Genomic DNA, 26,200 nt, shown 5'->3' with positions numbered 1-26,200 from the left:
CTTCATAAAGTACCAATCCTGACATGTTAGTCTATAAAATTATGTTTTGACCGAACAGATTAACGAAGGGAGCCGAAAGTTTTCGCATGGCATACATGCCTTTCATCAAGGACGTATAAAATTCGAAACTAGGCACCCACCTGCTTGAAGCGGGGATCAAAACTTGTTATAGACGGCATGATTGGGATTGGTATTATACATAGAATAATTGGGAGGCTATATTTTTGTATATAGCCTTTTTTTATTTGCAGCGGTAGTGACGGTAGAAACTTGTGTGAAGTATGGGAAATCAGCCGAGAGAAGGCTTGTCACGGTAGAACCTTGTGTGAAGTATGGAAAATCAGCCGAGAGGAAGCTTGTCACGGTAGAACCTTGTGTGAAGTGTTGGAAAATCAGCCGAGAGAAGGCTTGTCACGGTAGAACCTTGTGTGAAGTATGGGAAATCAACCGAGAGAAGGCTTGTCACGGTAGAACCTTGACTGAAGTGTTGGAAAATCAGCCGAGAGAAGGCTTGTCACGGTAGAAACTTGTGTGAAGTATGGGAAATCAACCAAGAGAAGGCCTGTCACGGTAGAAACCTATATGAAGTGTGAGAAAGCCAACCGAGAAACCTTATCACAGTAACAAATTCTGAGTTCCATGGAAAGTAGCCAATGTTAAGGTGGAAAATAGAAACTCTCATAAACACCAAATCCCTCCTGACTAAATCAAAATAAGACTGCCTTATTTACAGGCAGTCTTAATCTATTAACTAAACTTCAATAATCTCTAATTCTAATTTGAACCTTGAGCAATTTGCTCGAGATTACCATTTTTGTCCATGCGGAACGCTGGTGCTTTAAATGATCCTTGATCTTCCAACACGGTCATCTTTCTTGCACGGTCCATAATTTGAACGAAAACTTTATAATCTTCTTGAATGGTAACTAATTCTTTCTCTGTTTCAGAAAGCTGTTTTTCTAGTTTATTAATCTGTTCTTTTAACATCTGGTTTTCTTTTTGTACGTGATCTAATGTTACTTTTGATTGATTAGAAGCATAGTAGTCTTTCTTTAGCTGACTTAAGTATTGAATAACAGTTTCTAATGTAATGGTTGTAGCTTGTTGAGGAATCTCAACATTTGTTGATTCGTCGTTAGAATTAGAAATTGTTGTTTCATAATTAGGTTGAAATGTAACTACTGATGGGCGAGTAGTTTTCTTCGCCTTTTCTAACGCTCGTTTTTTCTCTTTTCTTTGTCTTTTTGCTAAATCAATCGCATTAATATATTTTTTCCTAATTTCTGCATTCCATCTAAATCCACATGCAGCTGAAGTTCGATTTAATTTATCGCCAACTTCCTCAAATGCGTTTAATTGTGTGCTTCCTTCGCGAATATGTCTTAGTACAGTTTCCGCTAGTAATAAGTCATCTTCATGGGACCAAGCATCTTGTCTAACTTTTGTCATGTATGTTTCATCTCCTTTTTCAAATAACAACTATTCAAACAATACTTTTTAAACTAGTAATTTGTGTTCAAAAAAAGTCAGTTCATTAGATAAAAAGTTTTGAGGTGACTTATTAGGTCATTATTTCGTTTTCAATAGTTTTGACTGGAGAAACATTTTTTATACGTATAGTTAGACAAAATTTTGTTCATCTCACTCTTTATTTATTATTCTTTTTCTCTCGTAATATTTTTTCATACACTTGTTTCATAGCTTGTTCGAATTTACCGGTTTCTTTCGGATGATAATACTGTTTATTTTTAATTGTTTCTGGTAAATATTCTTGATACACCCATGCTCCCGGATAGTCATGAGGATATTTGTAATCTACTCCTCTTCCTAAGCTTTTTGCACCTTGGTAATGAGCATCTTTTAAATGATTTGGTATTTCTCCACTTTTACCATTACGTATATCATGAAGGGCTGCATCAAGAGCTTGATAGGCAGTGTTAGATTTAGGAGATAAACATAATTCAATAATTGCGACAGACAAAGGAATTCTCGCTTCTGGAAATCCTAATCTTTCTGCAGCCTCAACCGCAGCAATTGCCCTAGGTCCAGCTTGTGGATTGGCAAGACCAATATCTTCATAGGCAATGACGATCATTCTTCTTGCTATAGAGTCTAAGTCGCCAGCTTCAATTAATCTACCTAAATAGTGTAGTGCAGCATCGACATCACTACCACGAATTGATTTTTGAAAGGCAGAGAGAACATCATAATGAGCATCTCCATTTTTATCATGGGAAAAGCTCTTTCGTTGCATACATTCTTCTGCTATTTCCAGATTAATAACAATTTCGTTGTTTTCATTTACCGGTGTTGAAGCGACGGCTAACTCCAGACCATTTAAAGCTGAACGCATATCTCCACCAGAGCTACTAGAGAAATGTTCTAAAGCTTCATCTGTTAAATAGATTTGTCTGTCACCAAATCCGTTAACTTCGTCTGTAATAGCTCTAGTAATGGCTTTCTTCACATCATTTGGAGTAAGGGAATGTAATTCAAAGATGTGACAGCGGCTTCTTATCGCAGGATTAATCGCGTGGTAAGGGTTACTAGTTGTACATCCGATTAACGTAATTAAATTACTTTCTAAATGAGGTAAAAGGAAGTCTTGTTTGGCTTTATCAAGTCTATGAACTTCATCTAAAATAAGCACTAGATTTCCTGTCATTTTCGCTTCTTCCACTACTATTTCCATATCTTTTTTCTTATCAACAACAGCGTTTAATAGTCGTACTTGTAATTGCAGACTTTTGGCAAGTGCTGTCGCTAGGGAAGTTTTTCCAGTACCAGGAGGTCCGTATAGTATCATGGATGCAAGACTCTCAGCTTGAACCATTCGATGTAATATTTTTCCTTCACCGACTAAATGTTCTTGGCCAATTATTTCATTTATATGTGTTGGTCTCATTCGAAAGGCTAGTGGTTTCCTTTTCATTTGCATCGTCCTTTTATAATAGTCTAATAATCTTAGCCTAATCTCGATTCGAAAAAAATGCAAGGAGACTAGCTTCATGTTATAATACCATGTATTTTAAAGTTAACGTTGATAATGGTATAGTTAATATAAAAATAGATACGTTAGTTTAATGGACGGATAAGAGGAGTTATAGTATGAAGATTTCAACAAAAGGAAGATATGGTTTAACGATTATGATCGAGTTAGCTCGTAATTATGGGGAAGGACCAATTCCATTAAAAACAATAGCTAGAGAAAATAACTTATCGGAGCATTATTTAGAACAGCTTGCATCTCCACTTAGGAACGCAGGTCTTATTAAAAGTGTTCGTGGGGCATATGGAGGGTATATTTTACCGAGAGAACCAAAAGAGATAACAGCTGGAGATATTATTCGCGTATTAGAAGGTCCAATTGCTTTAGTAGAAGGCATTGAGGAAGAAGAGCCTGCAAAGCAAGCGTTATGGAAACGGGTAACCGAAGCTATAAAACAAGTATTAGATACGACTACATTAGAAGATTTAATTAATCACGATAAAGACGATCCATTAGATGGATATATGTTTTACATTTAGTGTGTTTAGTTTAGAAAGGAAGTTAAATTTATGGAACATATCTATTTAGATCATGCTGCAACAACACCGATGGATAAAAGAGTGATTCATACAATGGTACCGATATATGAAGAAGTTTATGGAAATCCATCTAGTGTACATGCTTTTGGAAGAAAGGCAAGACAATTACTTGACGAAGCTAGAAGAGTTTTAGCTAAAAGTATCGATGCGAATGAAAAAGAAATAATATTTACTAGTGGTGGTACAGAAGCGGATAACTTAGCTTTAATTGGTACTGCATTAGCAAATAAACATAAAGGTAACCATATTATTACGACAACTATTGAACATCATGCAACACTGCACACTGCTGAATATCTTGAAAAAGAAGGATTCGAAGTTACCTATTTGCCAGTAAATAAAGAGGGAAAGATTTCAGTAGAAGATGTAAAAAGTGCGTTAAGAGATGAAACGATTCTTGTCTCAGTAATGTATGTTAATAATGAAACAGGAGTTATTCAGCCGATTAAAGAAATTGGTGAACTTCTAAAAGGTCACAAAGTATACTTCCATACCGATGCAGTGCAAGCATATGGTACGATTGAATTGAATGTAAATGAATTAGCTGTTGATTTATTATCTGTTTCTGCACATAAAATTAATGGCCCTAAAGGGATTGGTTTTTTATATGCAAGAGAAGGCACGAAATTGAACGCCCTCCAATTTGGAGGAGAGCAGGAACGTAAGCGGAGACCGGGAACGGAAAATGTTGTAGGTGCTGTTGGTTTTCAGTCGGCTGTGGAAATAATGCTAGAGGAAAGAGAAATTCGTAATAACACATATGAAGGTTATAAGAATCGATTTATAGAGGTATTGAAAGAAGAAGAGATTGACTTTAATTATAATGGGGATCCTTCATCAACTGTTCCTTCCATTATCAATATTAGTTTTCCTGGAACAAATGTAGAGAAGTTGTTGGCAAATTTTGATTTATCAGGTGTTGCGGCATCAAGTGGGAGTGCGTGTACGGCAGGTTCAGTAGAGCCGTCTCATGTATTATCAGCCATATATGGTGCAAACAATCCATGTACAACAAATTCAATCCGGTTTAGTTTTGGGGCGGCCAATACAATGGAAAATGTTACGGATGCAGCACATAGAGTCGCAAAAATAATAAAACGTTTAGTAAAGTAGGTGCAATTAATATGAAAGAAAATAAAGATATACGAGTTGTTGTCGGTATGAGTGGGGGTGTAGACTCCTCAGTCGCAGCATTGCTTTTAAAAGAACAAGGGTATGACGTAGTAGGCATATTTATGAAGAATTGGGATGACACGGATGAATTCGGAGTATGTACAGCTACAGAAGATTTTGATGACGTAGTACGAGTCTGTAATCAATTAGATATTCCATATTACTCCGTAAACTTTGAAAAACAGTATTGGGATAAAGTCTTTACGTATTTCTTAGATGAATACAAAGCAGGTCGCACACCTAATCCAGATGTTATGTGTAATAAAGAGATTAAATTTAAAGCATTTTTAGATCATGCTTTAGATCTAGGTGCAGATTATCTTGCAACTGGTCACTATGCACAAGTACGTGAAAATAATGGTAAATATGAAATGCTTCGTGGAGTGGACTCCAATAAAGATCAAACATACTTCTTAAATCAATTATCCAGTGATATCTTAGAAAAGGTAATGTTCCCACTTGGTCATTTACCAAAATCAAAAGTACGTGAAATTGCCAAAGAACACGGTTTAGCAACAGCAACGAAAAAAGATAGTACCGGAATTTGTTTTATTGGTGAAAGAAACTTTAAAGAGTTTCTAAGTGAATATTTACCAGCACAACCTGGTGAGATGCAAACATTGGGTGGAGTAGTAAAAGGTCGTCACGACGGGCTAATGTATTATACAATTGGTCAACGACAAGGACTTGGAATTGGTGGAGCAGGTGACCCGTGGTTCGTAGTCGGAAAAAACTTAAAAGAAAATATTCTTTACGTAGAGCAAGGCTATAGTAATGATAGCTTGTATTCAGATGAACTCATTGCAACAGATCTAAACTGGATTAATCCAGATGAAATACAAGATAGTTTTACATGTACAGCAAAATTCCGTTATCGCCAAGAAGATAGTGGTGTAACTGTTCAAAAATTGGAAAATGGAAATGTTCGAGTAATCTTCGATGAAAGCCAACGTGCCATCACACCAGGCCAAGCAGTCGTCTTCTATGACGAAGAAGTATGCCTAGGTGGAGGCACAATCGACAAAATCATAAAACATGATAAAATTTTGGATTATGTAGGTTAGATGTAGTGGTGTCAAAAGTGACTTTTTGTCTTTTAAATGTATAGCTAAAAGAGCTCCAGAAATATACGGAGACTCCTGCGGGAAGCAAGGCATCGGTGAGACCCCGCTGATGCACCTGCGTCTGCAAGTATCGCTAAGAAGCAGGCTTCCTCGGTGCAAGGCAGCAAGGAAGCCTATTCAAGTAGCAGCCTGGCTCACCAGCCGCCCGCGGAAAGCGAAGTATATTTCCGGAGCGGGGTAGGTGTGTATCAATAATCGTATTACTATTTTTTAGAAAAGAAGTCTCTACCTACCCAGAAAAAAGGAGTTTTTATATGGATAAAATAGCAACTGCAGTAGAACTAATGAGAGAAAATGAATTTGAGCAAGCAGCAAATCTATTCAATGAATATATTGAAGAAAATCCAACAGATCCAGTTGGTTACGTGAACTTTGGAAACTTATTAATGCATTTAGGTGATTTAGAAAGAGCAGTGACTTTTTTTGAAAAAGCAATCGAACTGAAAGACTCAACTGCAACTGCCTATTATGGGTTAGGGAATGTCTATTATGAAAAAGAAGACTTTGTAAAAGCACGTGAAAATTACTTAGAAGCGATTAAAAACGGTCTTGAAGAAGCGGATGTATTTTTTATGTTAGGAATGGCACATCAGAATCGCCAAGAGTTTAAATTAGCCCTTCCTTATCTATTACGTGCCAAAGAGCTTACTCCTAATGATGAAGAAGTTGTATTCCAGTACGGATTAGCTTTAGCACAAAGTGAACTGATTCCAGATGCTAAAAAAGTATTCGAAGAAGTATTAACATTAAATGAAGAACATAGTGATGCCTACTATAATCTAGGTGTTATTGCACTATTTCAAGATGATGTCAAAAAAGCTATCGAAAGTTTTGACAAAGCACTAACGATTAATCCCGAACATATATTAGCTGCAAACGGAAAACGAGTAGCTGAAGAAGCTTTAAATTAACGAGTTTGACCAAAGGTGAGGTGTGTAAGATGGATAATAGCCAATTAGAACAGAATAATGAATTTGTAAGAGGCGAACTTCTTTATACTATTTTCACCAATGATGTGGAGCATTTTTCTATTGCAAAAGTAAAAATAATAGAAACAAATATTAACTATGATGAAAAAGAAATGATCGTAAAAGGCTATTTTTCACAGTTACAAGAAGGAACAGTCTATCATTTTACTGGTCAACTCGAAAGACATCCAAAGTATGGACAACAATATAATGTATCGTCTTACCAAACATTTATTCCAGATACAAAAGAGGGCTTAATTGCCTATTTATCTAGTGATCTTTTCTATGGAATTGGTAAAAAAACTGCAAAGAGAGTGGTTGATCATTTAGGAGAATTAGCTGTTTCCAAGATTCTAAATGATCCCTCTGTCTTAGATTCAATCTCTGGTTTAAAAAAGGAAAATGCTACTACTATTGTTAAGACACTTCAAGAGAACCAAGGATTTGAACAGGTTGTCGTATACTTATCAAATTATCATATTGGTTTAAAAATGGCACAGAAAATATATGCGGCTTATAAAGATGAGGCGATATCTAAGTTACAAGAAGATCCATATCAGTTTGTTTTTGAAATCGAAGGATTTGGTTTTAGAACAGCAGATGATATTGCTAGGAAAAATGGAATATCATTATCCAGTCCTAATAGAATCGGGGCTGGATGTATTTATATACTACAAAAAAGTGTCCAAGATGGTCATGTATTCTTGCCGTTTGAACAATGTATACAAGAGATTGGCGATTTATTAACAGCTTCTGGAGAGGCTCTTACAGATATCCAAATCCAAAATACTATAGAAGAATTAAATACGGAAAAGAAAATCATTTTATACAAAGGGAATGTCTACTTACCATCACTTTATTACGCAGAAGATGGACTAGCATCAAGTATAAACCGTTTAATAACAGATCAAATTGAAGAAAAAACGACACTAGCCGATCTCATGAAAATTATCGGAAAAATTGAGGAAGAAGAAGTTTTAAGTTATGGCAAAGAGCAATTTTCTGCTATTGAACAAGCTTTAAAGTCCAAGTTAATGATATTAACTGGAGGGCCAGGTACAGGAAAGACAACTGTCATTAAAGGGATAATTAAAGCATATGCAGAAGTCCATAAAGTTTCTATTAATCCAATAGATTATGAGCAAAAAAATGATTTTCCATTCGTTCTTACAGCACCAACTGGTAGAGCCGCTAAACGATTAACTGAATCGACAGGCATACCTGCGATGACCATTCATCGATTACTTGGGTGGAATGGAGCAGATGGTTTTGATAAGGATGAACAGGAGCCATTAACAGGAAAATTTTTAATTATAGATGAATTTTCAATGGTTGATATTTGGCTTGCTAATAGTTTGTTTAAGGCTATTCCAACTGATATGCAAGTGTTAATTGTGGGCGATGAAGACCAGTTGCCTTCTGTAGGACCTGGTCAAGTATTGTCAGATTTACTAGAAAATCATACAATACCAAAGGTTAGCTTGCATGAAGTGTACCGACAAAAAGAAGGCTCTAAAATTATTCAACTTGCACATAGCATTAAAAATAACTCGTGTTCTACTGATCTTCTAGTAAATGATAAAGACTTTAGCTTTATCAACTGTAAGGAGCATCAAGTAGTAGAGGTTATTACACAAATTTTTCAAAAAGCAGTGAATAAGGGTTTAGATCCAAAAGATATTCAAGTATTAGCACCAATGTATCGGTCTCAAGCAGGAATAACAAACATTAATAAATCGTTACAAGAATTAATTAATCCACAAACAAAAGGAAAAAGAGAAGTACAAGCAAATGACGTTGTATATCGAATTGGTGACAAGGTCATTCAACTTGTTAATCAACCAGAAGACCAAGTATTTAATGGTGATATTGGGGAAGTAGTTGCGATATTTAGAGAAAATGAAAATACAGAAAATGTAGAGCAATTAGTCGTTTCATTTGATGAGAAGGAAGTTGTCTATGAAAGAAAAGATTATACAAATCTGATGCATGCATATTGTATATCCATTCATAAATCTCAAGGAAGTGAATTTCCTATTGTCATTCTACCCGTAGTCTCATCTTATCATCGAATGCTAAGAAAGAATCTCTTATACACAGCGATTACTAGAGGGAAAAAATCTCTTATAATATGTGGAGAGAAACAAGCATTTCTGAGAGGAATAGAAACATTGGATACAAATAAACGGAATACTACATTGAAGGGATTGTTGGAAGAACGGCTAAATGACTTCAACCCTACCAATGAAAATACACAAGAAGAATATGAAATTTCCCCTTATGATTTCATGTGAGAAGGTATATTTTACTTGAACTCGGGCAAGCATAACATAATACTTAAATTAAATTCAGGAGAGATTGAAATTATGTTAATGCGCTGCCCGAACTGTAGTAGTAAAGATATAGGGAAAATAGGTACTCAGCAATTTTATTGTTGGAATTGTTTTATAGAAATGTCTATCTCAGGAAATGAATTAACCATTCACCAAGTAGAATCTGATGGTAGTTTAAGTTCACTTAATGATCTTTTTACGGAGGAAGAGAGAAAGCTAGAATGGTAAACCTCTAGTTTAAATCGTAATTTTCAACTAAGGGGTGTACCGAATGATATTGAAGAAAAAACCGGTAAATTTTCTTTATTGGATTGTCACTGGTATTTTGTTTTTTCTTTTTATTTATTTACTAGTAAAGCTTTTTCCTTATTATAAAGCTTTTATTTCTTTTTTATGGCATTTATTAGTTCCATTTATTATCGCTGCATTAATTGCCTATTTACTCTATCCAATTGTAATGAAAATACATCGCTATAATATCCCAAAAGGTATTGCGATTCTAATTATTTATCTTCTTTTTTTTGGTGGAATTGGCTATCTAATTTATCGAGTCTATCCTGCCATTGTTACACAATTACGGGATTTTGATGAGTATCTTCCTCAATTAGTTAATATGTATCAAGATATAATTTATCAATTATATAACTCTACTTCGTTTTTACCGGAGACTGTCCACGATAAAATCGATGAAACTATTCATTCATTAGAAAAGTGGATAGATGCATTACTAGGTACATTAATTGGTGGATTTTCTAAGATTCTTGACTTTATCATTGTTATTACAGTAATTCCAGTATTAGTTTTTTATTTTCTTAAGGATTATGAAAAAATTAATCGTTATGTAAAAAAGCAAATTCCTAGTAAATATAGAGAAAATGTTAGTGACCTTTTTCATTCAATGGATGAAGGGTTAGGTGGATATATACGTGGACAATTACTAGTTTGTTTATTTGTTGCCATTACGAGTTATGCAATTTATCAATTTTTAGACTTAAAATATGCCCTATTATTGGCAATATTTATGGGAATTATGAACTTTGTTCCTTATTTTGGCCCCATTATCGGTGCAATTCCAGCAATTATTATTGCGTTAACGGTTTCCGGTAAAATGGTTCTTTTTGTCTTAATTGGGGTATTTGCTATTCAATTGATTGAAAGTAATCTATTGTCCCCATATATCGTTGGAAAGAGCACGAAAGTACATCCGGTTGCGATTATTTTTGCGTTATTATTAGGTGGAAAAATCGGTGGGGTAATCGGAATGGTGATCGCCGTACCATTGTTAACTATTTTACGAGTTGTCATTAAACATCTATGGTTAATTAGAAGGAAAAATTGACAATTATGACGAAGTTAACTATAATATCGCTATCTAAAGTATTTAACACGATGAAGGTTCTGAGTACATGGCACTCAATTTCAAGAGAGAGATTTCCGTAGGCTGAAAGAAATCTTATATTAGAACCATGGAAAGCTAAACCGGAGTACGGCTAATCCCCGTCGGCTGAGCAACCGTTAACTTGCTACATAAGGTGATGAACAATTGTTTTGTTCATAATTAGGGTGGTACCGCGATAATCTCGTCCCTGCAAATATGCAGTGAGGAGATTTTTTTGTTTTGTTAATACATAAAGGAGGATATAAATATGAAACAATTAACTTCAGCTCAAATTAGACAAATGTATTTAGATTTTTTCCAAGAAAAAGGGCATAAGGTAGAACCGAGTGCTTCCTTAGTACCCCAAGATGATCCAACTTTATTATGGATCAATAGTGGTGTTGCTACGCTAAAAAAGTATTTTGATGGTCGAGTAATTCCTGAGAACCCTCGCATAGTTAATGCACAGAAATCAATTCGAACGAACGACATTGAAAATGTTGGGTATACAGCAAGACATCATACTTTCTTTGAAATGCTAGGGAACTTTTCGATTGGAGATTATTTTAAGAAAGAAGCAATTGAGTGGGCTTGGGAATTCCTTACAAGTGAAAAATGGTTAGGTCTTGACCCAGAGAAACTTTCTGTCACAGTACATCCAGAAGATGATGAAGCATATGATATGTGGCTAAACGATATTAAAGTTCCGAAAGAAAGAATCATTCGATTAGAGGAAAACTTTTGGGATATTGGTGAAGGTCCAAGTGGTCCTAATACGGAAATTTTCTACGATCGGGGAGATAGTTTTGGAAACGACCCAGATGATCCAGAACTATATCCAGGAGGAGAAAACGATCGCTATTTAGAAATTTGGAACTTAGTATTTTCTCAATTCAACCATAATCCAGATGATACGTATACACCTCTACCGAAGAAAAACATTGATACTGGTATGGGCTTAGAGCGTATTACTTCAGTAGTTCAAGATGTTCCAACGAACTTCGAAACAGATTTATTTATGCCGATTATTAAGAGAACAGAAATGTTAGCAAATGTTAAATATGGTGAAAATCCATCAAGTGATACTGCATTTAAAGTGATTGCGGACCATATTCGAACAGTTAGCTTTGCTATTAGTGATGGAGCATTACCATCTAATGAAGGAAGAGGATATGTACTAAGAAGATTAATTCGTCGTGCTGTCCGTTTTGCAAAGGAAATTGGAATAGAGAAACCATTCATGTTTGAATTAGTAAATACGGTTGGAGATATCATGAAAGACTTCTACCCAACAGTAACAAAACAACATGACTTTATTCAAAATATCATTAAAGTAGAAGAAGAACGTTTCCATGAAACATTAAACGATGGATTAGATATCTTAACTGAATTAATTGCCAAAGAAAAAGCAAAAGATTCGACGATTTTCCCTGGAGAAGAAGTATTCCGTTTATATGATACGTACGGATTCCCGAAAGAATTAACTGCTGAATATGTAGAAGAACATGGTTTTACAATTGACGAAGCAGGATTTGAAGCAGAAATGGAAAAACAACGAGAACGTGCTAGAAACGCTAGACAAAAAGTTGATTCGATGCAAGTTCAAGATGAAGTTCTAGGCAAATTAGATATTGAAAGTGAATTTGTCGGCTATAATACATTAACAACAGAAACAACGATTGTTGCAATTATTAATAATGGGGAATTAGTTGACGTTGCAATGGAAGGGGAAGAAGTGTTAATCTTCTTACAAGAAACGCCTTTTTATGCTGAAAGTGGTGGACAAATTGCTGACCATGGAACTATTTCAATAGGTACTAACCGTGCATTTGTGAAGGATGTCCAAAAATCTCCGAAACAACAAAATATTCATCGAACAGTCATTGAAAATGGTGAACTTCATGTAGGAGATAAAGTCGAAGCTGTTGTAGATGCTGATTCTAGGAATTTAATCATTAAAAACCATACAGCAACACATCTATTACATCAAGCATTAAAAGATGTACTAGGTACACATGTAAATCAGGCAGGATCATTAGTAGCTCCAGAAAGATTACGTTTTGATTTTTCACATTTTCAGTCTGTGAAGAAAGATGAATTAGAACAAATTGAGAAAATAGTAAATGAAAAGATTTGGGATTCTATTTCATTAGATATTAGTTTAAAAGGAATCGATGAAGCAAAAGCTATGGGTGCAATGGCATTATTTGGAGAAAAATATGGTGACATTGTTCGAATAGTGAAGATTGGTGATTATAGTCTGGAATTATGTGGCGGTTGTCACGTTCAAAACACTTCTGAAATCGGATTGTTTAAAATTGTATCTGAAGGTGGAATTGGTGCAGGTACTAGACGAATTGAAGCTGTTACAAGTAAATTTGCATTTAATTACTTGTCAGGTAAACAAACACTGTTACAAAATACCGCTCAACTATTAAAGACAAATGAAGATCAAGTATTAGAAAGAGTAGATACTTTATTCTTAGAAATGAAAGAACTTCAAAAAGAAAACGAATCGTTACATGCAAAACTTTCTAATCTAGAAGCTTCCTCAATCCTTGACCAAGTTCAAGAAATTAGTGGTGTTCAAGTGTTAGCACAGAAAGTAAATGTAAAAGATATGAATCAATTAAGAACGATGCTAGATGAACTAAAACAAAAACTAGGATCTGCAATTATTCTATTAGCAACAGAAAGTAATGGCAAAGTACAACTAGCAGCAGGTGTATCCAAGGATTTAATTGATAGAGGATTACATGCTGGAAATCTAATTAAGAAAGCTGCACAGCTTTGTGGTGGTGGCGGTGGTGGTCGACCGGACATGGCTCAAGCAGGTGGTAAAGATCCTAGTAAGATTAATGATGCTCTTCAATATGTGATAGAGTATGTCGGTGAAAACATTAATAGTTAATTATCCAATGGTAAATAATATTATATTTAATTCACCAAACATGGTAGAATAAATTAGAGACAATAAATGGAATGAGGTGTCGTGATGAGTTCAATTGATAAGACAATGAAATTCAACTTTTCAGAGGAGCCATTTAATCGAGATATAAAAGAAATATTGATGACTGTCCATGAGGCACTTCAGGAAAAAGGCTATAATCCGATTAATCAGATCGTTGGTTATTTACTATCAGGTGATCCAGCATATATACCTCGCTATAAAGATGCAAGAAACTTGATCCGGAGAATCGAACGAGATGAAGTCATAGAAGAGTTAGTTAAATATTATTTGGAACAACATAAGGGTAATTAACATATGAAAATTATGGGATTAGATGTTGGTTCGAAAACCATTGGAGTCGCTGTAAGTGATGAATTGGGATGGACAGCTCAAGGTATAACAACTATTAATTGGGACGAAAATGATATAGAGTCAGCAGACAGTCAATTGACAGAAATTCTAAACGAACACAATATAGTAAAAGTCGTTGTTGGATTACCTAAAAATATGAACGGAACCATTGGTGAACGTGGTGAAGCTTGCATGAAGTTTGCTGAACATATTGAAGAACGATTTAATTTAGAAACGGTTCTTTGGGATGAACGGTTAACTACGATGGCTGCCGAGAGAGTATTGCTAGAGGCAGACGTAAGTCGTAAAAAACGTAAAAAGGTAATTGATAAAATGGCGGCAATGATGATCTTACAAGGTTACCTTGATCAAAAATAAAAAGGAGATTGAATTAAATGGCTATTGAAGAAAAAGAGCGAATTATCATTCCAGATGAAAACGGTGAAGAGCATTTATTTGAGGTACTATTCACATTTGATGTCGAGGAAACAGGATATTCCTACATTACAGTTGTTCCTGTCGAACAGAAAGATGATGATGAAGTAGAAGTTTATGCGTTCCGTTATGAAGAAAAACAAGACGAAGATATTTCTTTATTTGCAATTGAATCCGATGAGGAATGGGATATTGTAGAAGAAATGTTAAATACACTTTCTGAAGAAGAGGAATTAAAAGAATAATAAAGCATGAAGGGGAAGGCGAGTAAATTCATGATGAGTTTACTCGCCTTTTTTATTGTTAATATATATCCTTTGTAATTGAAGGTGAAGATTATTACGAGGGATCCTATTATTCATTTCTTCGGAACTTTGGTCAATTGCGAGAGAGGGTATCCCATATATCATTTTAGCCGTACTCAGGGTTCAAAATGAAGAATGGGAGCATCCGAAACAACATTTCAGCCGAATTTCAGATTCAAAATGAAGAATAAGAGCGTCCCATACATCATATCAGTAGCAGTCCTAGTTCAAAATGAAGTATAAAAGCTTCCCATACATCCTTTATTACTATTTTCCGCCATCTACTTCATTAGAAAATTCACTTATCTATAAGAATTTAATAAAATTCTAGCGTAACTTGTCTTTTTTTAGTATAATATACCGGATGAGAGGGGGATAATGAATGTCTAAGGATAAGAATAAAGGTAATTTTAAGGATAATTTAATTGCTAGAGGTGAAGATGCACGTACTGTTAGAAAGATTGTAGCGATTGTAATTATCACTTTAATTATCGTCCTTGCTATAGGTGGAATATCTGGTTACTCCTATATTAAATCTGGTCTAGAACCAGTAGAACCAGGAAATGAGCAAGGAATAGAAGTTGAAATCCCTTTAGGTTCATCAACATCTAGTATTGCTGAACTACTTGAAGAAAATGAAATTATTAAAGATTCTATGATATTTCGATTCTACATAAAGTTTAAGAATGAATCAGGATTTCAAGCAGGAAACTATACATTTACAAAATCTATGACTTTTGATGAAATTATCGAATCACTAAAAAGTGGACGAATCATTAAGGAACCAGTATATCGAGTAACAATTCCTGAAGGTTTAACAATCGAGGAAATTGCGTCTATTTATGCTGATAAATTACCTATTACAGAAGAGGATTTCATTGAAAAAGTTACCGATCCAGATTATATTAGTGAACTGATGGAAAGATATCCATTTTTACCAGAAGATATTTTACACGAAGAGCTAAGATATTCATTGGAAGGATATTTATTTGCTGCGACTTATGATTTTTATCAGGAAGATCCATCCATTGAAACTGTTATAGAAAATATGTTAGATAAATCACAATCTGTTCTTGGGAAATATCTCGAGGAGATGGATGCTAACGGTTTATCACTTCATGAAACAGTCACAATGGCATCTATAATAGAGAGAGAAGCAGTGACAGAAGATCAACGTAAAAAAATCTCCGGTATTTTCTATAACCGATTAGAGATTGGGATGAAACTCCAAACGGATCCTACTGTTTTATATGCAATTGGTGGCCATAAATCAAGGGTTTTACGAAAAGATACAGAAGTTGAATCACCATTTAACACGTACCATATTTATGGATTACCAATTGGACCAATTTCAAATTTCTCTGAAAGTGCATTAGCTGCTGCGATTAATCCAGAAGAAACGAATTATTACTATTTCCTCCATGATGGAGAAGGAAATATTTATTATTCCGAAACATTAGAGGAACATAATGCTTATAAAAATGAACATATTTATTAAATAAGTGGGAGTGTGAATTTATTTCACATTTCCCGTTTTTTTGATGTTACCATCATGAAAGATTATATTCATATTATTAGAAGAACTTGGTATCCTAATAGGATAGTATAAAATGAGGGTTAAAAATGAACGAACTATTGAATCAATATTTAAATAAGCATTTACCATTATCAAGTAATTGGGTCATTGAGTTAGAAAAACAAGCGAAAATTGATCGTATTCCAATCATGGATCCGATTGGGATGAATTTTCTTATGCAATTAATTCGGTTAAATAAACCAAAGAAAATATTAGAAGTTGGAGCTGCAATTGGTTATTCCGCATTACGAATGCATGAAGCATACCCCGAATCGCATATCACAACGATTGAAAGAGACGATGTAAGATACAAGCAAGCTGTTGAAAATATATCGAAACAAAATAAAGCATCTAATATTACTATTATTCATGGTGATGCATTGGAGGAATTAGAGGAATTAGCTAATAAAAAGCTTACGTATAATTGTATCTTTATAGATGCGGCTAAAGGCCAATATAAAAAATTCTTTGAACTTTCCATTCCATTATTAGAAGATAATGGATTTGTTGTCACGGATAATGTATTATTCAGAGGGTATGTAGCTGAACCAGAATTTGACCATCCGCGTTACAAGAAAATGGTAGAAAAAATAAGGGTGTTTAATGAATGGCTTGTGAATCACCCAAACTTTGTTACGACGATATTACCGATAGGTGATGGAGTTGCTATAAGTTATAAAAAATAAATGAAATGAGGTAGCACCTATGCAAGACAAACCGGTTGTAATTGGTGTTGCAGGTGGTAGTGGAAGTGGAAAGACATCTGTAACAAAATCAATTTGCCAACGATTTTCTGATAAGACCATCCTTGTTATTGAACAAGATTATTATTATAAAGATCAAAGTCATTTACCATTTGAGGAAAGATTAGAGACTAACTATGATCATCCACTAGCATTTGATAATGATTTATTAATTCAACATGTACGGTCATTATTAAACCATAAATCTATAAATAAACCTGTATATGACTATAAACTTCATACACGTTCAAAAGAAGTGATTAAAGTTGAGCCTAAAGATGTCATTATCTTAGAAGGTATACTCATCTTAGAAGATCCACGTCTAGTAGACTTAATGGATATTAAAGTATTTGTTGATACAGATGCGGACTTGAGAATACTTAGAAGAATGGTTCGTGATATAAAGGAAAGAGGAAGGTCAATTGATTCAGTTATTGACCAATACTTAAATTCTGTACGACCTATGCATTTGCAATTTGTAGAACCAACCAAAAGATATGCAGACATTATCATCCCTGAAGGTGGGGAGAATTATGTAGCGATAGACATAATGGCTACAAAAATTGCACAAATATTGTCTAAAAGTAATAAAAATAGTTTGCAAAAAAGTATTGAAAATTAAAATAAAATCTGCCATAGTAATGGTTAGTATACTTTTTAATTGATGTTTTTAAAATTTCATACATCAAATAAAGTAATTATCGTATTGTGCAGTAGGTAGATAAAAGGAGTGTTTTTCATGGCTGTAGAGAAAAGTTATTATATGACACAAGAGGGGAAAGAAAAATTAGAACAAGAACTTCTTTACTTAAAAACGGAAAGAAGACAAGAAGTTGTTGAACGAATAAAAGTTGCAAGAGACTTCGGTGATCTTTCGGAGAACTCTGAATACGATTCAGCAAAAGACGAGCAAGCATTTGTAGAATCCCGTATTGCTCAAGTTGAAAAAATGATTCGTAATGCTGTAATTATTGAACATGATAACGATAATCCTAATATGGTATCACTTGGAAAGACAGTAACATTCGTAGAATTACCTGAAGGAGAAGAAGAGTCATACACTATTGTTGGTAGTGCAGAAGCTGATCCATTTGAAGGTAAAATCTCCAACGATTCACCAATGGCGAAAAGCTTACTTGGTCATGAAGTAGGGGAAGAAGTATCTGTCGCAACACCAGGTGGAGAAATAAAAGTTAAAATAGTAAAAGTTGGTTAGTAAATAATCTTAAAAACCACCCCGGATAGATTTGTAACCTTTTGTAAGCGGTGTACGAGCCAGTGCAAGAGGAATATGAATTTATCTGGGGTGTTTGTTTTGTGACAAAACTCATCAGCATAGGTATTCTACTTATTACAAAAACATTAAATAATAAACGGGGATATTATTCCTATCATATAAATTATGGTAATATAATAAGGTATACATAGGGAGGGATAATAGAATGAGTAATTTTAATAGATATTCTCGGGTTAACAAATTTGAAAAAAGAAGAAAAAATACGAAGTTAATTTCTATTTTAATGGTTGCTGCAACAATTCTAGTTCTACTCTTAATCGGTCTATGGCTATTTGGTCCTGACGATCAAGCAGATGATTCTACTAATAATTCAAGCCAAGTAGATAATGCAAATAATAGCGAAAATACTTCGGAGGATAATGGGGAAGATCCTGCTTCAACAAATGATGAATCCTCCCAATCTAATGATGGGGAAAATAGTTCTGAAAATGAAGATAATCAAAGTTCTGAAAATGTAGATGAACAAAATGAAGAAGATACCCCTGTAAATAGTGAAGATGAAAATGTCATTAGTACAATAAATGATAATTGGGAACCAGTTGGAACCGAACAAGAAGGTCCACACTCGATTAATTTTACTGAAGACTCTCAAGATAGAATAGAAATGGAAAAAGCTGTTTTACATGCAACAGGACTAGCTGAAGATGACATGATTCCTTGGTGGCTCGAACGTGGAGGAGATCAACAAGTAATTGCAACTGTCTCAAATCGTGCAGAAACAGCAATCTACCGAGTATACTTAAGTTGGATTGATAATCAAGGGTGGCAACCAACATTAGTAGAGATACTTGAAGAAAACGATCAAAAATGGCGTTTTGAATAAAAGGCACTTAGGAGGAAAAGACAGCATGACTATTGGAATAATTGGAGCAATGGATGAAGAAATCGAAATAATAGTTCAGGAAATGACAAATAAAGAAGAAACAACGATAGCAAATTGTTTATTTGTAAAAGGTAACTTACGAGGACAAGAAATCGTTCTATTGAAATCAGGAATTGGAAAAGTAAATGCAGCTATGTCTACGACTATATTAATGGAACGTTTCTCACCGGATTATGTGATAAACACAGGATCTGCTGGTGGATTTGCAAAACAACTTGATGTTGGAGATGTCGTTATATCAAATGAAGTAGTACATCATGATGTTGATGTAACAGCTTTTGACTATGCTTATGGACAAGTACCAGGTATGCCAGCTACTTTTCAAGCAGACCCGAGCCTAATCCAAAAAGCAATAAAAGCAGTTGAACAAATCGATATACAAGGTGAAATTGGTTTAATTGCAACAGCAGATTCCTTTATGGATGATCCAGAACGAGTTAACTTTGTACGTGAAAAGTTTCCTGCATTAATTGCAGCTGAAATGGAAGCTGCAGCAGTCGCACAAGTATGTCATCAATATAATTGTCCTTTTGTTGTAATCCGTGCATTGTCGGATATAGCAGGAAAAGAATCTTCTGTATCATTTGATGCCTTTTTAAAAACAGCAGCGAAAAATGCATCTGAAATTATCTTTCATATGCTTGAAGCCTAATGTTAAATGGGACAGTCCCTATGTGAACTTTTCACATAGGGACTGTCCCCATTTTTATGTGATTATCCTTTTCTTTCATTTCGGTAATATTCGTGGAATACTTTCATTAAAGCCCTTTTTTCAATACGTGATACATAGCTTCTTGAGATATTAAGTTTTTTCGCGATTTCTCGTTGAGTCATTTCTTTTTTGTCATTTAATCCATAGCGATATATAATTACTTCTCTTTCGCGTTTATCTAGAATTGAAAAATAATCCTGCATTTTTTCAATTTCCATATTTAATTGGATATACTCGATGACATTTTCATTCTCAGCTTCTAAAATATCAATTAAACTGATTTCATTTCCTTCCTTGTCTTGGCCTATTGGATCATGTAATGAAACATCCTTTTTTACCTTTTTTAAAGCTCTTAAATGCATCAGTATTTCGTTTTCAATACAACGCGCAGCATAAGTAGCTAATTTCGTTCCTTTCCCAACAGAAAAGCTCTCAATCCCTTTAATTAATCCGATGGTTCCGATTGAAATTAAATCTTCCATATCTTCACCTGTATTTTCGAACTTTTTAACAATATGTGCTACTAGTCGTAAATTATGTTCAATTAATTTATTTCGTGCATCTTCACTACCTTCCTGCATCTCTTTAATGTATTTTGCTTCATCTTCCGCAGAGAGCGGTTGTGGAAATGCATGGTTTTTAACATAGGAAACAAAGAATAGAGCTTCCTTTATTAGTAATGCAAGGACACTCATGATTCCGGACAAACACAAACACCTCCTACCTGGCTGGGCTATAGCCTATATAAACACACTATGAAGTTTGGGCGTGTCTTGTGTCTGTCCAATAAAAATTACAAATAAGAAAAAATCGTTACTCGACTGAAGTAACGATTTTTTACAAATGTTTATCCATTTATTTTACTTTTGGCTGCTTCAAACGCATCGTGACGATTTTTTGTAACTGGCTTAATACCTTGGTTATGGGCAGCACGTCCAATCATATGTGCGGAAACTGGAGCCGTGGCCATAATAAAGATAATCCCTAACAATAATTTACCACTAACAATATCTTCTTTAACATAGAGATATAGAAATGCTGCAATTAATATACTAGCAACACCTAAAGTGGAAGCCTTTGTGGCTGCATGTAATCTTGTATAGATGTCAGGAAAACGAATAATACCAATCGTTGCCGATAATGTTACAAAGGAGCCAAAAAGTATTAATAAAATAATAATGATGTTTACTATTAAATCAATCCATGTCCCTGTCAATGATAACACCCTTTTCTACATATTTTGCGGTAGCAAGTGTTCCCAAAAATCCTAGTATACCTACGAGAAGGGCAACGTCATTTAAGTATGGGGTAGAAAGGTGAATTGCAACTAAACCTACAATTGCCATTAGATTGATTCCCATTGTATCTAATCCGACTGCACGGTCTGGATTAGTTGGACCTTTGAAAATTCGATATAAAAGTAATACTAAGGAAATACCGATAAACACTGAACCAATTAAGATAGAATAACCTATTAACTTTTCGGTAAATTGAATAGCAGCTGTCATTATCTTGTCACCTCCAAGATAGCTTTCTCGAAGCTGTCTTTAATTTCCCTAATCGATTCATCCACTTCATCAATATCCATTGCGTGGATGTATAGAGTGTTATTATCATCCGAGACAGCTACGGAAAGCGTTCCAGGAGTTAAAGTAATCAGATGGGCTAATAATGTAATTTCCCAATTACTTTTAACTTCTAATGGTAAGGCAAATATTCCTGGTTCAATCTCTGGTTTTGGTGTATAAACAAGTTTAAGTATACTAATATTAGATAGGATTAATTCTCTTATAAATAGCAATATAAGTTTTACTATTTTTACGACACGTTTTCCATAGAAAGATCCTGGAATAAACCTGTTTAATAATAAAACTAAAAGTAACCCCCAAATATATCCAGCTATAAAACTAGGAAGTGTATACGACTCACTTAAGAACATCCACATAAACGCTATGACAATATTAATTAATACTTGAAAGGCCATCGTCGATCACTCCTTTAACACAGAATCAATATAAATTTCGGGGTCAAGTAAATATTCTGCTATTCCTTCCACAGAAGGATATACAAATTCTGCTCCAACACCAAGAAATACTGATACGGCTAGTAAGCAGACAATCGGTATAATAGTACCAAGTGGGGCTTTTTTTGTATAATTGTTCTGTTCATCTTTTTCTCCCCAGAAACCACGAATGAATATTTTCATCACAGAGTAAAGGATTAATAGACTAGATAATAGACCAATAATGATGATCGCAATTTCATCAGCCGCTGCAGCACCTTTTAATAATTGAAGTTTCCCGATAAAACCACTAAAAGGTGGGATGCCGGCTAAGACAAAAGCAGCGATAAACAGTAACCATCCAAGAAGTGGATAGTGGTGGATAAGTCCTTTCATTTTCCGGAGATCGGAAGTGCCAGCCACATAGGCAATGACACCAACTAATAAAAATAGTGCTGATTTTATAATCATATCGTGAACTAGGTAGTAGATTGCTCCACTTAGCGCATCCTGGTTAAATATACCAATTCCCATAATGATGTAACCTATAGCAGGAATAATATTATAGGCAATGGTAAGTTTAATGTTATTCGTTGAAAGAGCACCAATCACACCGAATATCATCGATAAGCCTGCAATCCAAATAAAGGCTTCATGGGTAATTTCCATCTTATGAATAAAGATTAACGAGAACACCCGTAGGATGGAATATATCCCTACTTTTGTTAGTAATGCACCAAATAGTGCCGATACGACAGGGTTAGGAACGATATAAGGCCTTGGCAACCAGTAGTACAGTGGGAATAGGGCAGCTTTTGTCCCAAATACAAAGAATAATAATATCCCAATAGTTGTAAGTATTCCTCTTTGCTCTACTTCAGCAACTCGTTCTGCTATTTGTGCCATATTTACTGTTCCTACAACACCATAAAGCAATGCTACTGCTGTAACAAACAACATAGAGGAGAATAAGTTTATTAATACATATTTTACAGATTCTCGAAGTTGAACCTTATCTCCACCTAATACAATTAGTGCGTAGGAGGCCATTAACAGTACTTCAAAGAATACGAAAAGGTTAAATAGATCTCCTGTTAAAAATGCACCAGAAACACCTGCAATTAGCATAAAGAAGAACGTGTAATAATAATGTGTTTCTTGTTTTAAACTTAATGAATGGGCTGCATAGAACGCAGTAGTTGCAGCAATGATATTAGTCGTTAGGACAAGAATGATGGAAAGTTCATCTGCCACAAGAATAATACCATATGGTGCTACCCAATCGCCTGTTTCTAGGATGATAGAACCATTCGTAAAAACTTCGAATGTAACGTAACTTACTACTATTAAACTAATGATAGAAAACAACTTGGTAAGAAAACGTGAAACTTTTACATTTTTGTTTGTAAAAGCAACAATTATACCTGCCAACATCGGGATGATTATCGGTAAAATTGCTAAATTACTCATTCGATTCACCCCTCATTTCATCCATATTATCTGTTTTATTTTCATTTGCAGCACGATAACTTAATACTAATAAAAGACTCGTAATACCAAAACTAATAACAATTGATGTAAGTATCAATGCTTGTGGTAGTGGATCTGTATAACTAGTAACGCTGTCGTCTAATATCGGTGGTTGACCACGTTTCAGTTTTCCCATTGTTAAAATTACTAAATGGGCACCATGTGAGAGTAATACCGTACCGATAATGATACGAAGTAATTGTTTCTGCAAAATATTGTAAATAGCCGTTGCAAATAGAATTCCGGCTAATATAAGAATTAAATATTCCATTACTCTGCCTCCTTATTCTTTCTCACTTTAATGAGGCTGTAGATTGCTAATGCGGCAATACCTAGAACTGTAATCTCAAATAGGGTATCTAGACCACGCATATCGACTAAAATGACGTTTACGATATTTGTTCCGCCACCTAACGTATAAGCAGTTTCTACGAAATAGTCGGAAATCGTATCAAACCAATCAGAGCTATGTGCAGCAATACCGACCATTGTAATTAATGTGCCTATGCCGAGAGCTAAGAAAAGATTGGTAATCGATGTAGCAGTAGTTTCATTTCTTTTTCTAAGCTCTGGTAAATGATAATAAGCAAGTAAGAATAGTGCCATCGATACGGTTTCCACAACAAGCTGTGTTAACGCTAAGTCTGGTGCACGTAATAATACAAAAAGGATCGATATTCCAAAACCAACAATTCCAGTTACAATAATTAAGGATAATTTATTGTTGATAAAAATAGTACAAATTGCAGCTAGTACCATTATTAAAACAATTGCAATATCAACAATTGAAATTTCTTCTAGATCATTAAACGATATATTACTAAATCCACCTGTTGTAAACATGATGGCAAACGAAAATGCAATAATTACCCCTAAAATAAGGGACATATATAGTTTTAATGAACCAGTCATATACGAATTAGTAATGCCAGCAGAGAAGTCATCGACATTTTTAACAAGCTTGTCATATACTTTATTAAAACTTAAATTACCAGGAATAGCTTCATAAATCTTCGTCCAATATTTACGAGTTAGGAATAGGATAATACCCACCCCAACAACGATTAATGACATGATAAAAGGAGGTATAAATCCATGCCAAAAATGAATGTCTGTATATGCTACAGCATGGTTTCGTATACCTTCTGCTGCATGTTGAATTAATGAGCCATTTACTAGATTAGGGAACAATCCTATTAAAATTACACCTAAGACAAGAATAATTGGAGAAATTAGCATTCCAATTGGTGCCTCATGTGGTTTCTTTGGTAATAATTCCAGTTTCTTCGGACCAGTAAATACGCCAAAGAAAAAGTACATGGAATAGACGAAAGTAAAGATACTACCAAACACAGCTAAATATGGTATAGCTTCTGTTAAGAAACTTGCGATCGCATTACTATTCTCATTCAAATTTGTTGTTGCCTCAAAAAATAGCTCTTTACTATAAAACCCATTTAGGAATGGGAATGGTACACCTGCCATAGAGAAGGTACCGAATAAAGCTAATGTCGCCGACATTGGCATGAATGTTAATAATCCGCCAAGTTTACGTATGTCTCTTGTACCAGTTTCATGATCAATAATACCAGCAACCATAAATAGACTACCTTTAAATGTTGCATGGTTAAGAATATGGAATACAGCAGCAAATACAGCAGCTTCTGTACCGAAACCAAGCATTGCCATGATCATTCCTAGTTGACTTACGGTGGAGAAAGCAAGGATACCTTTTAAATCAGTCTGTCTCACAGCCATATACGATGCCCATACTAACGTAATGATTCCTACTAAGCTGACTACTATAAAGAACCATTCATAGACAACAAAGATTGCTGAAAATCTTGCTACTAAATAAATTCCTGCTTTTACCATCGTAGCCGAGTGTAAATAGGCACTAACAGGAGTGGGTGCTTCCATTGCATCTGGAAGCCAAATATGGAATGGAAATTGTGCTGATTTTGTAAATGCACCTAATAAGATAAAAACTAAAATTAACGGTAAATAACCACTACTTACGATTAAATCAATTTGATCGATCATAGAACGGATGCTAGTTGTACCTGTAATTACAGTTAGTAGAATAAGTCCCCCAAACATACTTAATCCACCAAATATAGTAATTAGCATTGATTTTTGGGCGCCATAACGTGAGCGTTCACGATGATGCCAATAACCAATAAGTAGGAAAGATGAAATCGATGTTAATTCCCAAAATCCATATAAGACAAATACGTTATCAGACAGAACTACTCCTAGCATTGCAGACATAAACATTAGCAAATAAACATAGAAATGTCCTAGTTTTTCTGTTTTGTGTAAATAATAGATGGAATAGAATACGACTAATGTCCCAATCCCACTAATAAGTAGCACAAATAGGAGACTAAGCCCATCTAAATAAAAACTAAAATTAATATTTAATGAAGGAATCCAATTATATGTATGATGTAAAGGAGAAAAGCCTTCGCCGATAAATCGTATAAAGTAAATGAAAATTCCTAAGGGGATAAATAAAACGAATATACCTGTATGTACTTTATCTTTCAATTTACTTAAAAATGGAATAAATAAAGCAAATACAAGCGGTATTAATACTGCAAAAATCATTTAAGAAAAACCCTCCCAATAATAGATTAGTTTGTAATATGACAGAAAAAAATAGATTCCTTCCTTTTTCACCATAGATAGTGTCTATTTTAATATATAAACGACAAAGTAACAAAGTAAAATACCGATTTTTTGAAGAGAAATTATTTGCTTCATATATATAAGGAAAATAAAATTATACTATATTAGTTATTTCCCAGTGGAAATAAAAAAACCTTACCATCATAAATTGGTAAGGAATA

At 34.5% G+C, this 26,200-nt stretch carries 26 protein-coding genes, 1 other RNA gene and 1 other annotated feature; of the genes, 18 read left to right on the top strand and 9 right to left on the bottom strand.

Annotation, left to right across the window (positions count from 1 at the left end; genetic code table 11):
- Positions 1–12: 12 nt before the first annotated feature.
- Positions 13–192: non-coding RNA, 6S RNA (gene ssrS, locus IEV35_RS05675), on the top strand.
- Positions 193–774: 582 nt separating this feature from the next.
- Here the strand turns inward: ssrS and IEV35_RS05670 are convergent.
- The gene (locus IEV35_RS05670; protein WP_188383729.1) at positions 775–1,449 is read right to left on the bottom strand and encodes an RsfA family transcriptional regulator; all 675 of its coding nucleotides are present in this window, start codon (positions 1,447–1,449) and stop codon (positions 775–777) included.
- Between the two features lie 199 nt (positions 1,450–1,648).
- Positions 1,649–2,932 (bottom strand): replication-associated recombination protein A, encoded by a 1,284-nt coding sequence (locus tag IEV35_RS05665; RefSeq protein ID WP_188383728.1) that lies wholly within the window; start codon positions 2,930–2,932, stop codon positions 1,649–1,651.
- A gap of 176 nt (positions 2,933–3,108) precedes the next feature.
- Between IEV35_RS05665 and cymR the strand changes: the two genes are divergently transcribed.
- From cymR to mtnN, 17 genes are all read left to right on the top strand, one after another.
- Positions 3,109–3,528 (top strand): cysteine metabolism transcriptional regulator CymR, encoded by a 420-nt coding sequence (gene cymR / locus IEV35_RS05660; RefSeq protein WP_188383727.1) that lies wholly within the window; start codon positions 3,109–3,111, stop codon positions 3,526–3,528.
- Positions 3,529–3,558: 30 nt separating this feature from the next.
- Complete coding sequence (locus tag IEV35_RS05655) at positions 3,559–4,701, top strand: cysteine desulfurase family protein (RefSeq protein ID WP_188383726.1); 1,143 nt, start codon at positions 3,559–3,561, stop codon at positions 4,699–4,701.
- Positions 4,702–4,712: 11 nt separating this feature from the next.
- Complete coding sequence (mnmA, locus tag IEV35_RS05650) at positions 4,713–5,825, top strand: tRNA 2-thiouridine(34) synthase MnmA (protein ID WP_188383725.1); 1,113 nt, start codon at positions 4,713–4,715, stop codon at positions 5,823–5,825.
- Positions 5,826–6,139: 314 nt separating this feature from the next.
- Complete coding sequence (locus tag IEV35_RS05645; protein WP_188383724.1) at positions 6,140–6,796, top strand: tetratricopeptide repeat protein; 657 nt, start codon at positions 6,140–6,142, stop codon at positions 6,794–6,796.
- 29 nt (positions 6,797–6,825) lie between these two features.
- Complete coding sequence (recD2, locus tag IEV35_RS05640) at positions 6,826–9,147, top strand: SF1B family DNA helicase RecD2 (RefSeq protein ID WP_188383723.1); 2,322 nt, start codon at positions 6,826–6,828, stop codon at positions 9,145–9,147.
- Positions 9,148–9,219: 72 nt separating this feature from the next.
- Positions 9,220–9,414 carry a YrzR-like zinc ribbon domain gene (locus IEV35_RS05635; RefSeq protein WP_229740658.1) on the top strand — a complete coding sequence of 65 codons (195 nt, stop codon included), beginning with the start codon at positions 9,220–9,222 and terminating at the stop codon, positions 9,412–9,414.
- Between the two features lie 43 nt (positions 9,415–9,457).
- Positions 9,458–10,525, top strand: a complete 1,068-nt coding sequence (locus IEV35_RS05630) for an AI-2E family transporter (RefSeq protein ID WP_188383722.1) — start codon at positions 9,458–9,460, stop codon at positions 10,523–10,525.
- A gap of 41 nt (positions 10,526–10,566) precedes the next feature.
- Positions 10,567–10,777: a binding site (T-box leader), on the top strand.
- 55 nt (positions 10,778–10,832) lie between these two features.
- Positions 10,833–13,475, top strand: a complete 2,643-nt coding sequence (gene alaS / locus IEV35_RS05625) for an alanine--tRNA ligase (RefSeq protein WP_188383721.1) — start codon at positions 10,833–10,835, stop codon at positions 13,473–13,475.
- Between the two features lie 84 nt (positions 13,476–13,559).
- Positions 13,560–13,826, top strand: a complete 267-nt coding sequence (locus tag IEV35_RS05620; RefSeq protein ID WP_188383720.1) for an IreB family regulatory phosphoprotein — start codon at positions 13,560–13,562, stop codon at positions 13,824–13,826.
- Positions 13,827–13,829: 3 nt separating this feature from the next.
- On the top strand, positions 13,830–14,243 hold the full coding sequence (gene ruvX, locus IEV35_RS05615) for a Holliday junction resolvase RuvX (protein WP_188383719.1): 414 nt from the start codon (positions 13,830–13,832) through the stop codon (positions 14,241–14,243).
- Between the two features lie 17 nt (positions 14,244–14,260).
- Entirely contained in the window at positions 14,261–14,545 is a 285-nt protein-coding gene (locus IEV35_RS05610) for a DUF1292 domain-containing protein (protein WP_188383718.1), read from the top strand.
- 442 nt (positions 14,546–14,987) lie between these two features.
- Positions 14,988–16,103, top strand: a complete 1,116-nt coding sequence (gene mltG / locus IEV35_RS05605) for an endolytic transglycosylase MltG (RefSeq protein ID WP_188383717.1) — start codon at positions 14,988–14,990, stop codon at positions 16,101–16,103.
- A 125-nt stretch (positions 16,104–16,228) separates the two neighbouring features.
- Entirely contained in the window at positions 16,229–16,867 is a 639-nt protein-coding gene (locus IEV35_RS05600) for an O-methyltransferase (protein ID WP_188383716.1), read from the top strand.
- Positions 16,868–16,886: 19 nt separating this feature from the next.
- Positions 16,887–17,546 carry a uridine kinase gene (udk, locus tag IEV35_RS05595; RefSeq protein ID WP_188383715.1) on the top strand — a complete coding sequence of 220 codons (660 nt, stop codon included), beginning with the start codon at positions 16,887–16,889 and terminating at the stop codon, positions 17,544–17,546.
- A 117-nt stretch (positions 17,547–17,663) separates the two neighbouring features.
- The gene (gene greA, locus IEV35_RS05590) at positions 17,664–18,140 is read left to right on the top strand and encodes a transcription elongation factor GreA (RefSeq protein ID WP_188383714.1); all 477 of its coding nucleotides are present in this window, start codon (positions 17,664–17,666) and stop codon (positions 18,138–18,140) included.
- Positions 18,141–18,366: 226 nt separating this feature from the next.
- Positions 18,367–19,044 (top strand): YrrS family protein, encoded by a 678-nt coding sequence (locus tag IEV35_RS05585; RefSeq protein WP_188383713.1) that lies wholly within the window; start codon positions 18,367–18,369, stop codon positions 19,042–19,044.
- Positions 19,045–19,069: 25 nt separating this feature from the next.
- Positions 19,070–19,756 (top strand): 5'-methylthioadenosine/S-adenosylhomocysteine nucleosidase, encoded by a 687-nt coding sequence (gene mtnN / locus IEV35_RS05580; RefSeq protein WP_188383712.1) that lies wholly within the window; start codon positions 19,070–19,072, stop codon positions 19,754–19,756.
- Positions 19,757–19,818: 62 nt separating this feature from the next.
- Here the strand turns inward: mtnN and sigK are convergent, their stop codons facing one another.
- The 7 genes from sigK to IEV35_RS05545 form a co-directional block, all read right to left on the bottom strand.
- Positions 19,819–20,523: an RNA polymerase sporulation sigma factor SigK gene (gene sigK, locus IEV35_RS05575; protein WP_188383711.1), complete on the bottom strand. Its 705-nt coding sequence runs from the start codon at positions 20,521–20,523 to the stop codon at positions 19,819–19,821.
- 140 nt (positions 20,524–20,663) lie between these two features.
- The gene (gene mnhG / locus IEV35_RS05570) at positions 20,664–21,032 is read right to left on the bottom strand and encodes a monovalent cation/H(+) antiporter subunit G (RefSeq protein WP_188383710.1); all 369 of its coding nucleotides are present in this window, start codon (positions 21,030–21,032) and stop codon (positions 20,664–20,666) included.
- Entirely contained in the window at positions 21,013–21,324 is a 312-nt protein-coding gene (locus tag IEV35_RS05565; RefSeq protein ID WP_188383709.1) for a monovalent cation/H+ antiporter complex subunit F, read from the bottom strand. Before IEV35_RS05565 ends, mnhG begins: the two co-directional genes overlap by 20 nt.
- Complete coding sequence (locus tag IEV35_RS05560; protein ID WP_188383708.1) at positions 21,324–21,800, bottom strand: Na+/H+ antiporter subunit E; 477 nt, start codon at positions 21,798–21,800, stop codon at positions 21,324–21,326. The genes IEV35_RS05565 and IEV35_RS05560 overlap by 1 nt, the downstream gene beginning before the upstream one ends.
- A 6-nt stretch (positions 21,801–21,806) precedes the next feature.
- On the bottom strand, positions 21,807–23,288 hold the full coding sequence (locus tag IEV35_RS05555) for a Na+/H+ antiporter subunit D (protein WP_188383707.1): 1,482 nt from the start codon (positions 23,286–23,288) through the stop codon (positions 21,807–21,809).
- A complete protein-coding gene (locus tag IEV35_RS05550; RefSeq protein ID WP_188383706.1) occupies positions 23,281–23,619 on the bottom strand; it encodes a Na(+)/H(+) antiporter subunit C in 339 nt (112 codons plus the stop codon). Before IEV35_RS05550 ends, IEV35_RS05555 begins: the two co-directional genes overlap by 8 nt.
- The gene (locus tag IEV35_RS05545; RefSeq protein WP_188383705.1) at positions 23,619–25,958 is read right to left on the bottom strand and encodes a Na+/H+ antiporter subunit A; all 2,340 of its coding nucleotides are present in this window, start codon (positions 25,956–25,958) and stop codon (positions 23,619–23,621) included. The genes IEV35_RS05550 and IEV35_RS05545 overlap by 1 nt, the downstream gene beginning before the upstream one ends.
- Positions 25,959–26,200 lie beyond the last annotated feature (242 nt).

The organism is Ornithinibacillus halotolerans (assembly GCF_014637405.1).
GTDB lineage: Bacteria > Bacillota > Bacilli > Bacillales > Amphibacillaceae > Ornithinibacillus > Ornithinibacillus halotolerans.
The sequence above is the reverse complement of the archived record's forward strand: the minus strand, read 5'-3'. Positions and strand labels throughout refer to the sequence as shown.

Excerpts from the sequence above, each read along its gene's own strand:
- IEV35_RS05670 (WP_188383729.1), bottom strand. The coding sequence starts at position 1,449 with ATGACAAAAGTTAGACAAGATGCTTGGTCCCATGAAGATGACTTATTA.
- IEV35_RS05665 (WP_188383728.1), bottom strand. The coding sequence starts at position 2,932 with ATGAAAAGGAAACCACTAGCCTTTCGAATGAGACCAACACATATAAAT.
- cymR (WP_188383727.1), top strand. The coding sequence starts at position 3,109 with ATGAAGATTTCAACAAAAGGAAGATATGGTTTAACGATTATGATCGAG.
- IEV35_RS05655 (WP_188383726.1), top strand. The coding sequence starts at position 3,559 with ATGGAACATATCTATTTAGATCATGCTGCAACAACACCGATGGATAAA.
- mnmA (WP_188383725.1), top strand. The coding sequence starts at position 4,713 with ATGAAAGAAAATAAAGATATACGAGTTGTTGTCGGTATGAGTGGGGGT.
- IEV35_RS05645 (WP_188383724.1), top strand. The coding sequence starts at position 6,140 with ATGGATAAAATAGCAACTGCAGTAGAACTAATGAGAGAAAATGAATTT.
- recD2 (WP_188383723.1), top strand. The coding sequence starts at position 6,826 with ATGGATAATAGCCAATTAGAACAGAATAATGAATTTGTAAGAGGCGAA.
- IEV35_RS05635 (WP_229740658.1), top strand. The coding sequence starts at position 9,220 with ATGTTAATGCGCTGCCCGAACTGTAGTAGTAAAGATATAGGGAAAATA.
- IEV35_RS05630 (WP_188383722.1), top strand. The coding sequence starts at position 9,458 with ATGATATTGAAGAAAAAACCGGTAAATTTTCTTTATTGGATTGTCACT.
- alaS (WP_188383721.1), top strand. The coding sequence starts at position 10,833 with ATGAAACAATTAACTTCAGCTCAAATTAGACAAATGTATTTAGATTTT.
- IEV35_RS05620 (WP_188383720.1), top strand. The coding sequence starts at position 13,560 with ATGAGTTCAATTGATAAGACAATGAAATTCAACTTTTCAGAGGAGCCA.
- ruvX (WP_188383719.1), top strand. The coding sequence starts at position 13,830 with ATGAAAATTATGGGATTAGATGTTGGTTCGAAAACCATTGGAGTCGCT.
- IEV35_RS05610 (WP_188383718.1), top strand. The coding sequence starts at position 14,261 with ATGGCTATTGAAGAAAAAGAGCGAATTATCATTCCAGATGAAAACGGT.
- mltG (WP_188383717.1), top strand. The coding sequence starts at position 14,988 with ATGTCTAAGGATAAGAATAAAGGTAATTTTAAGGATAATTTAATTGCT.
- IEV35_RS05600 (WP_188383716.1), top strand. The coding sequence starts at position 16,229 with ATGAACGAACTATTGAATCAATATTTAAATAAGCATTTACCATTATCA.
- udk (WP_188383715.1), top strand. The coding sequence starts at position 16,887 with ATGCAAGACAAACCGGTTGTAATTGGTGTTGCAGGTGGTAGTGGAAGT.
- greA (WP_188383714.1), top strand. The coding sequence starts at position 17,664 with ATGGCTGTAGAGAAAAGTTATTATATGACACAAGAGGGGAAAGAAAAA.
- IEV35_RS05585 (WP_188383713.1), top strand. The coding sequence starts at position 18,367 with ATGAGTAATTTTAATAGATATTCTCGGGTTAACAAATTTGAAAAAAGA.
- mtnN (WP_188383712.1), top strand. The coding sequence starts at position 19,070 with ATGACTATTGGAATAATTGGAGCAATGGATGAAGAAATCGAAATAATA.
- IEV35_RS05565 (WP_188383709.1), bottom strand. The coding sequence starts at position 21,324 with ATGACAGCTGCTATTCAATTTACCGAAAAGTTAATAGGTTATTCTATC.
- IEV35_RS05560 (WP_188383708.1), bottom strand. The coding sequence starts at position 21,800 with ATGGCCTTTCAAGTATTAATTAATATTGTCATAGCGTTTATGTGGATG.
- IEV35_RS05555 (WP_188383707.1), bottom strand. The coding sequence starts at position 23,288 with ATGAGTAATTTAGCAATTTTACCGATAATCATCCCGATGTTGGCAGGT.
- IEV35_RS05550 (WP_188383706.1), bottom strand. The coding sequence starts at position 23,619 with ATGGAATATTTAATTCTTATATTAGCCGGAATTCTATTTGCAACGGCT.
- IEV35_RS05545 (WP_188383705.1), bottom strand. The coding sequence starts at position 25,958 with ATGATTTTTGCAGTATTAATACCGCTTGTATTTGCTTTATTTATTCCA.